The 13,996-nt window shown below is 47.5% G+C and carries 10 protein-coding genes and 1 tRNA gene; 6 read left to right on the top strand and 5 right to left on the bottom strand.

Features of this window, described 5'->3' with window-relative positions; all coding sequences use genetic code 11:
* Positions 1–191: 191 nt before the first annotated feature.
* From RIG66_RS22245 to RIG66_RS22225, 5 genes are all read right to left on the bottom strand, one after another.
* Complete coding sequence (locus RIG66_RS22245) at positions 192–572, bottom strand: hypothetical protein (RefSeq protein WP_446380905.1); 381 nt, start codon at positions 570–572, stop codon at positions 192–194.
* Positions 573–575: 3 nt separating this feature from the next.
* Positions 576–3,209 carry a CHAT domain-containing protein gene (locus tag RIG66_RS22240; RefSeq protein WP_446380904.1) on the bottom strand — a complete coding sequence of 878 codons (2,634 nt, stop codon included), beginning with the start codon at positions 3,207–3,209 and terminating at the stop codon, positions 576–578.
* A 70-nt stretch (positions 3,210–3,279) separates the two neighbouring features.
* A complete protein-coding gene (locus tag RIG66_RS22235) occupies positions 3,280–3,684 on the bottom strand; it encodes a PIN domain-containing protein (RefSeq protein ID WP_446380903.1) in 405 nt (134 codons plus the stop codon).
* Between the two features lie 30 nt (positions 3,685–3,714).
* Complete coding sequence (locus RIG66_RS22230; protein ID WP_446380902.1) at positions 3,715–3,954, bottom strand: antitoxin; 240 nt, start codon at positions 3,952–3,954, stop codon at positions 3,715–3,717.
* 1,592 nt (positions 3,955–5,546) lie between these two features.
* Positions 5,547–5,617, bottom strand: a tRNA-Cys gene (locus tag RIG66_RS22225).
* Between the two features lie 205 nt (positions 5,618–5,822).
* Here RIG66_RS22225 and RIG66_RS22220 point away from each other — a divergent pair.
* From RIG66_RS22220 to iscB, 6 genes are all read left to right on the top strand, one after another.
* Positions 5,823–6,503 (top strand): DUF1449 domain-containing protein, encoded by a 681-nt coding sequence (locus tag RIG66_RS22220; RefSeq protein ID WP_446380901.1) that lies wholly within the window; start codon positions 5,823–5,825, stop codon positions 6,501–6,503.
* A 121-nt stretch (positions 6,504–6,624) separates the two neighbouring features.
* A complete protein-coding gene (locus RIG66_RS22215; protein WP_446380900.1) occupies positions 6,625–8,685 on the top strand; it encodes a flotillin family protein in 2,061 nt (686 codons plus the stop codon).
* A 217-nt stretch (positions 8,686–8,902) separates the two neighbouring features.
* A complete protein-coding gene (locus RIG66_RS22210; RefSeq protein ID WP_446380899.1) occupies positions 8,903–10,066 on the top strand; it encodes a GuaB3 family IMP dehydrogenase-related protein in 1,164 nt (387 codons plus the stop codon).
* A 290-nt stretch (positions 10,067–10,356) separates the two neighbouring features.
* Positions 10,357–10,680, top strand: a complete 324-nt coding sequence (trxA, locus tag RIG66_RS22205) for a thioredoxin (RefSeq protein ID WP_044206943.1) — start codon at positions 10,357–10,359, stop codon at positions 10,678–10,680.
* 318 nt (positions 10,681–10,998) lie between these two features.
* Positions 10,999–11,817, top strand: a complete 819-nt coding sequence (locus RIG66_RS22200) for a DUF928 domain-containing protein (RefSeq protein WP_446380898.1) — start codon at positions 10,999–11,001, stop codon at positions 11,815–11,817.
* A gap of 772 nt (positions 11,818–12,589) precedes the next feature.
* Positions 12,590–13,945 (top strand): RNA-guided endonuclease IscB, encoded by a 1,356-nt coding sequence (gene iscB / locus RIG66_RS22195; protein WP_446380906.1) that lies wholly within the window; start codon positions 12,590–12,592, stop codon positions 13,943–13,945.
* The last annotated feature ends 51 nt before the right edge of the window (positions 13,946–13,996 follow it).

The following is a 13,996-nucleotide window of genomic DNA, read 5'->3' as shown; positions in this document are numbered from 1 at the left end:
TGCATGACGACTTAGTTCCCCTTCTCCTATGCAACAAAAGCGAAGCATCCTCTGTCATCCCCCCTCTTGTAGGGGGGAACGAGGGGGGTTGGGAGAAGGGGTTAGGGGATGAGGGGAAAAAATGGCTTGTCGGTTCAAATTTAGTCAACTAAAATAATCATTTCATCTGCTGTATTTGTGTGGATAGTCGCTTAAGTTGAACCTTGAGTATTAGGTGGGTTTGTCTGTGGGGTGGATGGGGGTGAATGTCTGAGAATATGATTAATAATCATGTCCTTCGCCGCTGGGCTTTGTTGGTTCGCTGGCGTGGGAGATTTGCTTCCGCCAACACCAAGAGTATTGTCCGACTTGATCGAACCCGATTTCATCTCTTTCTTGCGCTTTTTTAAAGCCTCTCGAATCGGACGACGAGATTCAGGTTCTAGCCACTTGTGAATGGCTGCCGATATTTCCTCCGCATCCTCTGGTAAATTTTGGCTAAATTGATTCAAATCTGTCCAGTCTTCGGCGGGAATCAATTCAGATTCAATCAAACGAATAAAAGCCTGGATATTTTTTTCATAAACAGACATTAGCTATACTCCTTTGCCTATGGCACAAAATGCTGCCCAGTAATAAGGTGAATTAAACGGTTTGGCAGTTGTTCCTTGTTCATCTTCAATTTCCTCAAAATATTCATCCAGTTCATCTTGCCAATCACCACTCAGTCGGGAGTGGGGTAGCCATGCGCGAAAGTCCTGCACGGTGCTATCTCTGAGCCAGCATTGGGCGGTATTCAGGGCGAGGGCAATGTTCTCTTGCTGCTGGAGTTCCTGATACAGTTTCACCATTAATAATGCTGTAGCCGACGCGCTGACTGCCCACAGGCTACTGACAACATTGGTACTCCCGGCTAACAGGAAACCGTAGGGTAGGCTAATATATTCATCGCTGATATTTCTCAAGTCGGTTAATCCGGTTTCGCAGGCGGAAAGGGTGACGAGGCGACAATGACTCAGGCGGAAATCAGCGATGATGTCTTCCAGGGTGAGGTTATCATCGGCTAGCTGTAAGCCAGAATCTAGGGGAGAACCTGGATTGAAATAGCCGTGACAGAAGAATAGCAGACTGTTGGCGGCGTCGAGGGTTTCCCTAGAGGAGAGGAGGGCGGATTTGCTGGCTTTGTCTTTTTTGAGGCTATCAATCTGGGGAAATTGGGTTTTGATGGCAGATACTGCGCCGATGTCTTGTTCGTATAAATCTGATGTGGGGGTTTGAATGGCAAATAGGCGCTGGAAGTCAGGGCGTTGTTGCTGCTGGAGTTGGTGCAGGAGTTGGCAACTGGGGAGATAACGGATACCGTCAGGGAAACGGGGGAATAGGTTTAAGGCGTGGAGGGGGAATAGGTGGAGATAAAGATGAGGAATCAGGATTAATTGGGTGCAGGTTTCGGGGATGTGGGTGAGGATATCTTTTATATGGAGGATTTCGGCTAGCTGGTTGAGGCGTGAGGGGAGTGAGGTTTGCCAGTCTTGTTTGAGTTGTTCTGTGTCGGTGTCGGTTTCGGCACGTCTGGGGGCGTAGTAGGCTTGGAGATAGTCTTCAGCCCAGGTTTTGAGGTTGGCTAAGTCTTCAGGGGTGGATGTCCAGATGGAGGGGAAACCTCTCTCCAAACCTCTCTCCTGCGAGGAGAGAGGCTTTGAATTCTGATTATTATTCCCTAAATTCTCCCCCTTTCCTTTTCCTAAATTCTCCCCCTTTCCTTGCAGGGAAGGGGGCTGGGGGGTTAGGTCATTAATAATCACCGCACGGAAGCAATCATCGAAAATATACCATTCAATAATTGCCGTATTTTTATCAATCAGTGGGGAGAGTTGGTCAAATTTTAAGGGTTTATAGGGATAAAGTTCGTTGTAACGCTGGCGCAGTTGGTTGATGTGGCTGTAGTCTATCTCTGCTGGAGTTATCGATTTTTCCGATAACTTTTGTTCCCCAGCCCCCTGTAGCTGATTCAACCGTCGCTGTTCACTCCAAATCTCTTCCTGTAACTGTTGTAATTCCTCTTGTCTCTGGGTAGAAATCTGTCCGTCAGGGTAAAGGCTGCGGCTGGTGAGGTTGTCAATCAGATTACGGGTTTTGCTGCGTTCGATGTATTCCCAGGCTTGGGTATTGTCTGCTAATTCTAGACAGACTTTGATCATATTGGAATAGAGTGAATTCCATTCTTCCGCGAGTTTCTGTTTATCGGCATCATTAGCCGTACCTAAACTAATTTCAACTCTCTGGAATTCAACCGTATCAATCGCTGCGGCAAAGGCATGATAGGCGTTGTCCAATTGTTGGGCGTCTCGGTAGGCAAGTCCTAGGTTAAATTGGGTTGTAGCATGGTTTTGGGGAAAAGCCTCACGGGTGTAGACTTGAAGGGCGGCTTGATAGGATGCGATCGCACTTTCGATATTCTCTGCCCTTTCTCCCCGGATTCTGTCACTGTAGGCAAGCCCCAGATTATTTTGCGTGGTTGCCCAATTGCTAGGAAAGGCGTCACGGGTGTAGACTGCCAGGGCGGCTTGATAGGATGCGATCGCACGTTCGATATTCTCTGCCCTTTCTCCCCGGATTCTGTTTCTGTAGGCAGCACCCAGATTATTTTGAATTAATGCCCAAGTTTCTGAGTAATTCTCGCGGGTAAAGATAGTGAGCATCAATTCATAACCCGTTATCGCGATTTCCAGGTTAGTTGCTTGACTCCCTAAAGGAAACTGCTGGATCAGATTACTGAAATTACCAATAACGGCGGCAATAGCTTGGGCTTGTGCGGCTTCCACCTCTGCCAGTGTTGCGGTTGCCCAGTCGCGTAATATCCGGGCAAAGTTATCATCTAACAGATGCAGGTTTTTCTGGAGGAGGGGATAGACAACTTGCGGATCAACATCACTATCTGACGTTGCTTGTAATACTTCAACCAGGAAGTCGAGTTGGGCTTCAGGAGTTGCGGTTGAGGCGGATAATCCCAAAAACTCCCCTAACTGATTGGCAAGCCCGACTAAAAACTGCGCGGCATTTTCATCGCCCCTCTCTGCTAACTCTTCCGCTACCTGTATCATGGTTGCCACTAACCCGGCATCAACTAACTCCGCGTTATCCTGTAATGTCTGCCCTTCCTCACCACTGGGACAGGTTAATAGGGCATTAATCAGGGTTAGATAGGCTTGTTGGCGTTGTTCATCCATGGGGCAATTGAGAGAGGAGATGCTAACTATGGTATCGCAAAAGACAGAGGGGGTGATTGGGTGATACGGTTTAATTGAGCCAGTTTTCTAGTTTTAAATTAGGGACACGAGAAAATTCACGAACATTATTGGTGATGACGGTGAGATTCAAACTGAGAGCATGAGCAGCAATCAATAAATCGTTACCGCCAATAGGTGTTCCTTGTTGTTCTAAATGAGTTCGGATTTCAGCATAATATTGCTCTACGGGGTAGGTTAGAGGCAAAATCTCCAGACTATCTAAGATGGCTTCAATGTTTTGGGTGAGTTGAGGCGAGTTCTTTTTTCTGGCTCCAAATCTTAACTCACAAGCGACGATGATGCTTGTACAGATTGTTGCCTCGCCAACACTTTGGATTTTTGTAAAAATTTGTCCTCTGGGATGCTTGACTAATTCTGAAATGATGTTCGTATCTAATAAATAGGAGTAATTCATATCTGTAGAGAGACATCAGGGCGTGTCTTTTTAAAGTTCGATATCGTCTAGGGGTAATACTCCTGCGTCAACATTGGGAAAGTCTTCATCTAGGGGTTCGAGAGTGGCGAGAACTGAGAGCAGGGATTTTTTCTGGTAGGGTTCGATAATCAGTTTGCCGTCTTCTTGGCGGATGGTGACATCTGTTGTAGATAGAGTTAAGTCTTGGGGAATGGTTAGAGTTTGGGTATTTCCTGTTTGAATCAGTTTGACGTGATATTCGGTGGTCATAGTAATTCTTTTCCTATCATTTCCGGTTGCCAATTAAAACATTCACGGCATTTTATTCTCCTCTTCTAATAACTAGGGTATAGCAAAAGCGTTTCGATGTAGACAGACGTGTCTAACTGTTGGGGTTGTTTCTATAAGAATTTGAGTCGTCTTTAGACGACTTGCGCTTTGAGCCAAGAACTTGAGTTCTTGGCGGGGGAATGGTTAGGTTGCTCTGTTGAGCCTCGACTAAGGACGCTTTGAGCCTCGACTAGGGACGCTCTGAGCCTCGCTCATGACGCTTTGAGCCTCGACTAGGGACGCTCTGAGCCTCGCTCATGACGCTTTGAGCCTCGACTAGGGACGCTCTGAGCCTCGCTCATGACGCTTTAAGCCTCGACTAGGGACGCTCTGAGCCTCGCTCATGACGCTTTAAGCCTTGACTGGGGACACTCTGAGCCTCGCCCATGACGCTTTGAGCCTTGACTGGGGACACTCTGAGCCTCGCCCATGACTCAGGACTACAGACATAGATTCAATCAAGCTATACATGGTGCGTTACATTTCATTAACGCACCCTACAAAATCTGCGATCGCACTGTTGGGGTTGTTTCTATAAGAATCCGAGTCGTCTTTAGACGACTTGCGCTTTGAGCCAAGAACTTGAGTTCTTGGCGTGGGAATGGTTTAGTTGCTCTGTTGAGCCTCGCTGACGACGCTTTGAGACTCAACCCCGACTCAGAACTACAAACATAGATCCAATAAAGTCCGCCTCAACAATACAGCACTGACGCCGTTACCAATAAAATCCGCCCTGCGCCAACACTGCAAGGCAGAAAGGTTAAGACTTTTGGAACTCGCCCTTCACTGCACTCAAGGGTTTCCAGCATTCCGCTTGACTTTTAGGCGATCGCAACCGTTGAGACAATTGATACACTAGGAGATGTCACTCTTTGTCCCTTCATAGTTGCCCTGGCGATCTCTCACGCTTGGGTTTTCTGGATAAAAAAGGTGTTGACTATCTTACTTATTGCCGTAAAAACCGGATTTACCACCACGGTTTTGATTATCCATCCATTCCATTTTTTTTTGCGTCTTGTAGGGGCGCATGGCGTGCGCCCTTAAAATCCTGGTGTGTCCTGAATCAATATTGGTGTGCGCCCTGAATCAATGTAGGTGTTGTACCTATTTCCCTGCGTGCGCCCATGATATTGGCGGTTGTGGGCGTAGGATTTTCCCGGTGTGTATGAATGCGATCGCACTGCTTGACCGTTAATATACCCCGGTTGTCTTTCCTGGCGCACATTACAGCGCTTTTCCAGTAAGTGAGGTACACAGACAGATCCCCGACTTCTTGAAGAAGTTGGGGATCTTGCTTAGAGACTGTACCTCATCAGTAATCCACGGCGCACGCCACCGGGTAATGGGCGCACGCCACCGGGTAATGGGCGCACGCCGTGCGCCCCTACGAAGGAAACCGCGATCGCACGCTGGTTATGTAAATGTACGTCGATGCTCTCAATTAATCACTTTGCATCCATAATGTGATTGTGCCGTTTTTGTGGTAGATCATGGCACAGGCGATCGCACATTCATTCTTTTCTATTTAAAAAAGGCGGCACCCAGATTCGAACTGGGGGTAAAGGCTTTGCAGGCCCCTGCCTTACCACTTGGCGATGCCGCCGTGTAAGAGACGCGCCATGGCGCGTCTCTACAATAAAGGATTATAGCCTATCTCATCCGGATGTGTCTTTTTCGCCAAGAATTCTTTTGGGCGAGCAAAACGTTAAGTATTCTAGCGGGGTGAAGCCATTTTGTCCATTCCTCGCTAGGCTGAGAATATCCGTTAATAGAGCGTCACGCTACAGTCGCGATCGCTACCTCGATCCATGCTATTCAACCTGCTTAACCTGCCCTACTGGATTTTCCTCGGGATGGGTATCCTCTTATTTCTGGTTGTCATTGTCTCCGGTGGCGGTGATGATGATTTTGATATCGATGCCGATGTAGATGCTGATGTGGATGCCGATGGCAATTTTGCCATGGGATCAATGTTCAGTTTTCTGGGTGTGGGTAAAGTTCCCCTAATTTTGCTACTCGCCACCGACTGTTGTCTGGTGGGAGTTTTCGGCTGGATGATTAATGTGGCGATCGGGAATATCACAGGTACGATTCCCACGGGTTTCTTCGGCGGTGTCGTCGCTGGTGCATCCCTACTCCTAAGTTTATTCAGTGGTGGCTTAATTTCTCGACCCTTGGGCAGAATTTTTGCCACATTTGGTGAAGATACCAGTGGCGATCGCTTAATTGGGTGTCAGGGTAGCGTCAGTTCTAGTTCAATTCCCCTGGAAAGTCAAGGCAAAATCGGTCAAGTAGATGTGATTGATCCTAGTGGCAATTTGGTGACAATTAATGCCACCCTACCGAAATGGGCAAACGTTATTCCCAATCGGGGTAATCAAGTCTTAGTCATTGACCGACAACCCGAAAGCTATCGGGTGATTACTAAAGATAGTTCTGATCAACAACAGTGGTTATCTAATTCATCCCAACCTCAGGATTCACAGTAACGGCTGCATACACAACCATTTCTATTCCGTTCAGGCAAACTGTGATTCTTCTTACACAAAGTCTAAATGTGTATAAGTTTCAGGCTTCAATACAACATATAGATTGAGAGCGCAAACTACCATGTCACAATCATCGACGACATCAACCTCCCAGCCTGTTCCAGTATCATCTACCCTGGCACAGTTACCCAGTGGTATCCTCCTGTTCCCCGGTGTGATCGCGGCAATCATTTTAGGACTCATCGCCACATTATGGGCGTATAAACTGGTTTACAAAATTACCCCCAACAACGAAGCCTTTGTCAGAACGGGTGGCTTTTTTGTTAAACAAAAAAAAGTCATTTTGTATGGCGGTTGTGCGGTGTTGCCCGGTTTCCATGAACTGACTCGTGTCCCCTTACGGGAAATTTCTATTGATGTAGAACGCACCGGAAACCTAGCCGTTCGCACTCAAGACTACCTGCGGGCAAATATGCGGGCAACGTTTTATGTCTGTATTAATGCCGATAAAGACGATGTATTAACCGCTGCTGCCCGACTCTCGAAACAAGGACGAGTTTCGACTGAAGATATTAAAGAAGCCCTAGAAAAACGGGCAGATGATGCGATTCGAGCCTCGGCGAAGAAGAAGAGTTTAGCGGAAATTGATTCTGATAAATTAGGGTTTGCCGATGAAGTCTTAAATCTGATTCAGCCTGACCTAAAAAAAGTCGGCTTAACCCTGAATAATATCGCCATTTCTGAAATCGAAGAAAGCGATACCTACGATACCAATAACTTCTTCGACGCCCAAGGAGTCCGCCTGCGAACCGAAACTATTCAACGCTCCATCCAACAAAAACGGGAAGTTGAACTAAGTACCCAGGTAAGAATTGAACAGCAGGAACTTGATGCCCAAAAGCAATCCCTGCGAATCGCCAGAGAACAAGAAGACGCCACTCTCGGACAACAACTAGAAGTTGAATCCCTAAAATCCCAGCGACAACGGGAAATTCAAGAAGCCAAAGACCGAGAAGCTGCCACCATACAACGGACAAAGATTTTACAAGATAAGTCCGTTGAAGAAGAAGAAATTCGCCGCAAACTCTCAGTTCAAGAAAACCAAATTCAAGCTGATATTGCCCTAGAGGAACGGAATAAACAGCTAAAAGTCGCCCAAACCACCCAAAAACAGGAAGCCGAAATTGCCGAAATTACCCGTCAGCAAACCGTCGATTCCTCCCGCCTAGAAGCCCAAGTCCGGGTGGCTGAAGCCGAACGCTTATCAAAAGTGGCAAAACAGGAAGCGGCTGTTGCTATTGCCAATAAAGAACGGGAACGCTTTGCCGCTGAAGCCGAACGCGCTCAAGCCGAATCCGGTGTGGTTACGGCGACAGAGATAGAAAAAGCGGAACGGGAAAAACGCTTATCCTTAATTTCAGCCGAACAAGAGGCAGAAAAACGGCGGATTGCAGACCAAAACGTCGTAGAAATCGATGTCTTCCGCCGTCGTCGTCAAGCCGAAATTGCCCGTCAAGCGGCAGAATTAGAAGCGGAATCCATTCGCACATTAGCCCAAGCGAATCGGGATAAAGCCCTGGCTGAAGCCGAAGGAAAACGAGCAATCATTGAAGCCGAGAATACATTGAGTGACTCCAAATTAAGCGCCCAAGTGCTGACCACAATTTGGCCCGATTTGGTAGACAAACTCCCAGAAATTGCCAAAGCCTTAGCGCCACAACCGGGAATTTTAGGAGATACCCGAATTTTCGCGTTTCCTGGGATGAATGGCAGTAATGGCAATGGTCATGGGAATGGCATGGGTGATATTAACAAACTCTTACTCTCAACCAGTGGCTTATCGTTAATTAATACGCTTCTGGATGAAGGGAAGCTAGGAAACTTAATTGGTCAAGTGAGTCAGTTGGTACGGAATAATCCGACTCAAACGGGAGAAAATGGCAACCCGAAGCCGCCAGAGTCCTCAGCCGAATCCGAGACTCCCGCCTTAGCCAAACGGCAAACCCCGCCACCTCCACCCCCGGCAAAATCTCCTGGACAACGACAACCGTCTTCCGCAGCCGCGAAACTTGTCGTCGAACCGTCTCAGGTTAAGAGTGATGAGGATTCTACGCCACCCCATCGGACATCTGGGTCAAAGAGCGATCGCGATCGCGAAGATCCTAGAACTCGTCACAGTTGAGGCAAAGGTGCAGGGGAAGCAGAGGGAGCAGAGGGAGCAGAGGGAGCAGAGGGAGCAGAGGGAGCAGAGGGAGCTGGGGGAGCTAGGGAAGCAAATGACGAATGACAAATGACCAATGACGAATGACAAATGACCAATGACCAATGACCAATGACCAATGACAAAGAACAAAATTTGATACCCTAGCTTAAATAGTCTTGGGAACGAATAGAGAAGCGTGGATATTCAAATTGGGCGAGGTAAGACAGCTCGCAGAGCTTATGGCATCGATGAAATCGCACTAGTCCCCGGACAACGGACGCTAGACCCTAATTTGGCAGACACCCGTTGGCGTTTGGGGAGCATCGAACGAGACATTCCGATCATTGCCAGTGCGATGGATGGCGTGATCGATGTGCGAATGGCAGTTATCCTATCTGAGATAGGAGCGCTAGGGGTGCTTAACCTCGAAGGCATTCAAACCCGTTATGCTGACCCTGCTCCGATATTAGAGCGAATCACCTCTGTGGGTAAGTCAGAATTCGTTAATCTGATGCAGGAGTTGTATGCCGAACCGATTAAACCGGAATTAATCAGCCAGCGAATTCAGGAAATCAAAGACCAAGGTGGGATTGCGGCGGTGAGTGCGACGCCAGCAGGCGCGATTAAATACGGTGAAATTGTCGCCTCAGCGGGTGCTGATTTATTCTTCATCCAAGCCACTGTGGTGTCCACGGCTCACCTGTCACCAGAGTCAGTCACCCCCCTAGATTTAGCCCAGTTCTGCCAGGATATGCCAATGCCCGTGGTTTTGGGCAATTGTGTCACCTACGAAGTTGCCCTGAACCTAATGAAAGCAGGTGCAGCAGCGATATTAGTGGGAATTGGTCCGGGTGCCGCTTGTACCTCGCGGGGCGTTCTGGGTGTGGGAGTCCCCCAGGCGACGGCGGTGGCGGATTGTGCAGCAGCCCGTGATGATTATCATCAAGAGACGGGTAATTATGTGCCAGTCATTGCTGATGGTGGGTTAATTACCGGGGGAGATATCTGTAAATGTATCGCTTGTGGCGCAGATGCGGTGATGATTGGTTCTCCTCTGGCTCGTGCCAAAGAAGCCCCAGGACGTGGGTTTCACTGGGGAATGGCAACCCCTAGCCCGGTTCTGCCCCGAGGAACGCGCATCCAAGTCGGGAGTACAGGAACATTACAGGAAATTTTGATTGGACCGGCACAACTGGATGACGGCACTCACAATCTTTTAGGGGCGCTGAAAACCAGTATGGGAACCTTGGGCGCTAAGAACTTGAAGGAAATGCAGCAAGTGGAGGTCGTGATTGCGCCATCCTTGCTGACAGAAGGGAAAGTTTACCAGAAAGCGCAGCAGTTGGGAATGGGTAAATAAAATTTTTGGGGTTGACAAACTGCCCCAAACCCCACTGATGTAAGTTAACATAGAGAAAGCGGAGACGCATGTTTCCGTTCACTCCTCACACCACACTCCGCCCGGACTATGTTCGGGCGGTTCCTTTTTGGGGGTCAAGCTCTAATGTCAGGATAGTTTAACATCTTAATCGACTAAATGTGACGATTTATGTCTAAATATATACTTTTTTTGCAGGGGAACGCTCAGTTTTCTCTGTGGTAAAATATCCCAAGACACATAGAAAATAGTACACGCAAGGATTTCCAGGCATGTCAACAGCCGTAGCAGTTACAGACGCCAGTTTTAAGCAAGACGTCCTAGATAGTGACGTTCCCGTTTTAGTAGATTTTTGGGCACCTTGGTGTGGCCCGTGTAGGATGGTCGCACCTGTGGTGGATGAAATCGCACAACAGTACGAAGGTCAGATCAAGGTTGTGAAGCTCAACACTGACGAAAATCCTAATGTAGCCAGTCAGTATGGGATTCGCAGCATTCCGACCTTAATGATTTTTAAAGGAGGACAACGAGTTGATATGGTTGTGGGTGCAGTTCCGAAAACGACGCTAGCAAACACTCTAGAAAAGTATCTCTAATCCCTTCCCTAATCAGTTAAGCCTTAAGCCGAATCGGGTTAAGGCTAGTTAGGCTTGCAGGCGCGAGGAGTCGCTACAGCTACAAAAAGCCTGTAAGCTCTCGATTAGGTTGGCAAACATAACCCAAAAGCCAGAAAAGCGGTAAAAAGCCGTGTAAATTGCCAATCTTAAAATCATTATAAAATCAGCAAGTTGGCAACTTGAGTTTATATCTAGTCCCCAAATCAATATAATTACCTGTTTTTCTATCGTAAATCCGGATTAAGACACTGGCACTTGTACTATGTAAGTGTCTAAATCTATAGACTTTACTAAGTCATGAGTAGGATACCTATATCGTCTCCACCCATCAAACGGGTTGTGGCGATCGCATCAGTCGTGGTTGGTTGTCTGGTTAGTCCGATTCCGACTTACTCTCAACCGACCAACTCAGCGAGTAATACTCCCTCGCTGCAAGATATGCTTGAGTTTAATCTGGATCTATCGGGTCGGGGAAGCCCCCGTTCCGGTAATCGTACAGGTGGCGCGAGTCGTAGTCTCTGTGGGGGAAGTCAATCTGGAGAATCTTTGTTCGCCCTGATTCCCGATACCAATGTGGGATTAACGGTAGAGGAACATCCCACCTTCTGGTTCTATATTCCTGATGGCGCGAATACATTCGACTCAATGAAATTTGCCCTCTGGAGTGATCAGGGTGAGAAAGTGTACGAAACCACCTATCCTGTGACGAACGCCCTACCCGGTGTGATTAGTATTTCTTTACCGCCAACCCTACCCGCGCTAAAGGAAAACCAATACTACAACTGGATTTTTACCGTTTACTGTGAAGATCCCCAAGCAGCGATTGTTCGCACTGATCCCAAACGAGTCCGAGTTAGAGGTTCCATCCAACGTGTTCCTTTAACGGCTGAACTCCAACAAGGATTGAATCGGGCGTTGACTCCCCGCGATCGCGCCGTTGTTTTAGCCCGAAATGGGATTTGGTTTGACCCTCTCACTCTGATCGGCAATCTTCGCCGTACTCAGACAGCCAATTACGCCCTGGCGATGGATTGGAGTAACTTGTTAGAGGATATTGAACTCGACGCGATCGCATCCAAACCCATTACTGAATGCTGTAGTGCTTTGGCTCAGTGATCCCCACATTGGCATAGTGGTTCTCAATTGAGAATTATCAATCACCCTGTTCCCTAACTAAGGTTGCTTGTCTTCCATCGTTGCCAAAAACCGCTATCTCTACTGGATGTTCCTAATTCCAGGTTAAACACGAGATATCAGCGACTTGATTCGAGCCTGTAAGATCCCGCCCCGCTACACTATCTCGTTCGATCAGTCCCTCATTTTTGCACTTTGGCTGTTCTCATGTACTAGAAACAGCTTATCGCCCCTAATTTTAATTCGATAGCCGCCTGACCCTTAAACCAGTGTGCTATAAAGAAGTAGATTGGATATTTTCTCAAGTACTAGGTGGTGTATCACTAAATACTGTGGCTTTCTTGTCCAATGGTTTAGTATTTTGTTGTCATTGGAGAATATCGGTTGGTGGCTAACCATAATTGAGTCATTTCGGCAAAGGGATTCCGGCTTCGGAATTTCTTTGAGAGGCATGGTATTGAACTTATGCCTAGGTTCACCATAGCTAAAACCAAATAACAGATAGCTTAACTGTCAACGACCCACGCTTCATCCCTTTGGGGATAGAAGCGGGGCGTGAAAACGCCCATAGTTGACCAGCCTAAGTCTTAAATGACTACGTTATTGAGGGCATCACACCTATGAATGCGTTGAGCCAGTTTATAGCTCTGTGGCTTGTCATTAAACATCCGAGTTGGGTTGAGGAAGTGTGGCAGGCAGAACAAACTTCAATAACTTTGGCGAGGCTCACATTACCCGTTTAACGGAGGACAAATTGTCTAACTTTGTTTTCGTTCTCGATACTAATAAACAGCCACTTGACCCGATACATCCAGGGCAAGCTAGGCGATTACTCAGTAGTAAAAAAGCTGCCGTGTATCGCAGGTATCCATTCACTATTATTCTCAAGCATCTGTCCCTTGAACCTAACTCTACCCCAAGTCAAATCAACACCTCGGCTTCGCTCGGTGTTGACCCTGAGCGAAGCCGAAGGGTCAAGATTGATCCAGGCGCAAAAGTGACCGGGTTGGCACTCCTGCAAGGTGAGAAAGTTATCTGGGGAGCCGAGCTTACCCATCGCGGATTTGCAATTCGAGACGCGCTCTTGACTCGTAGATCGTTCCGCAGGGGTCGCAGAAGTCGCAAGACAAGATATCGACAGGCGAGATTCCTTAATCGAACTCGCCCCCAAGGTTGGTTGCCCCCTAGTTTACTAAGTCGAGTCGAAAACATTTTGACTTGGGTGAAACGGTTAATTCAGTTCTGCCCGGTGTCAAGTATCGTGCCGGAATTAGTGCGATTTAATACGCAGCTAATGCCAGACCCTACCCGACAAAAAGAAGGCTACCAACAAGGAACCCTTTATCAGTATGAGGTGCGTGAATATGTTCTCGAAAAATGGGGTAGAAAATGTGCTTACTGCGGTGTTGAAAATGTTCCGCTTGAAGTCGAACACATTCACCCCCGTAGTCGAGGTGGCTCTAATAGACCCAGTAATCTGACGCTTGCTTGCGTACCTTGTAATCAGGCTAAAGGAAATCAAGATATCCGAGACTTCCTTAGTTCAAAACCTGACCTCTTAAAACGAATTTTGTCTCAAGCTAAGCGTCCTTTAGCTGATGCCGCCGCCGTCAATTCAACTCGATATGCATTACTTAATGCTTTAAAGAAGTTAGGTTTACCTGTCACCACAGGGACGGGTGGACAAACTAAGTACAACCGAGCCGTACAGGGAGTCAGTAAAACCCACTGGCACGATGCGGCTCTTGTGGGAGAAACGCCTCAATTGCAGTTTCTAACCAATAATCCTTTGCTGATTACCGCTAAAGGTCATGGGGTCAGACAGCGAGTGATAACAGACAAATACGGGTTACCAAAACAGCATCGGGGTCGATTCAAGCTGTCTCACGGTTTTAAGACCGGAGATATTGTCAAAGCCAGTATTCCCAAAGGTAAATATGCGGGGCATTATGACGGATTGCGTATAGCCATTAGAACCAAGCCAAGTTTCGCATTGTATCCAAAAAATGGAGGTAAACAATTTGATACTCATTGCAAATATCTCAACACTATTCATAAAGCGGATGGCTTCGCCTTTTCATTTGTTGGCGGCGATTCCTCCAGCGCTTGACCTATCGGTACAAGCGTGGAACCCTCGCCGCATTTTTGCTGGAAAGGGGAG

The sequence above is a fragment of the Coleofasciculus sp. E2-BRE-01 genome, assembly GCF_040221695.1.
Taxonomy (GTDB): domain Bacteria; phylum Cyanobacteriota; class Cyanobacteriia; order Cyanobacteriales; family Coleofasciculaceae; genus Coleofasciculus.
This window is presented reverse-complemented; position numbering and strand designations above follow the sequence as displayed.

What these genes read in the sequence shown, in the direction of transcription:
- RIG66_RS22235 (WP_446380903.1), bottom strand. Translation starts at nt 3,684, where the DNA reads ATGAATTACTCCTATTTATTAGATACGAACATCATTTCAGAATTAGTC.
- RIG66_RS22220 (WP_446380901.1), top strand. Translation starts at nt 5,823, where the DNA reads ATGCTATTCAACCTGCTTAACCTGCCCTACTGGATTTTCCTCGGGATG.
- RIG66_RS22245 (WP_446380905.1), bottom strand. Translation starts at nt 572, where the DNA reads ATGTCTGTTTATGAAAAAAATATCCAGGCTTTTATTCGTTTGATTGAA.
- RIG66_RS22200 (WP_446380898.1), top strand. Translation starts at nt 10,999, where the DNA reads ATGAGTAGGATACCTATATCGTCTCCACCCATCAAACGGGTTGTGGCG.
- trxA (WP_044206943.1), top strand. Translation starts at nt 10,357, where the DNA reads ATGTCAACAGCCGTAGCAGTTACAGACGCCAGTTTTAAGCAAGACGTC.
- RIG66_RS22215 (WP_446380900.1), top strand. Translation starts at nt 6,625, where the DNA reads ATGTCACAATCATCGACGACATCAACCTCCCAGCCTGTTCCAGTATCA.
- RIG66_RS22230 (WP_446380902.1), bottom strand. Translation starts at nt 3,954, where the DNA reads ATGACCACCGAATATCACGTCAAACTGATTCAAACAGGAAATACCCAA.
- RIG66_RS22240 (WP_446380904.1), bottom strand. Translation starts at nt 3,209, where the DNA reads ATGGATGAACAACGCCAACAAGCCTATCTAACCCTGATTAATGCCCTA.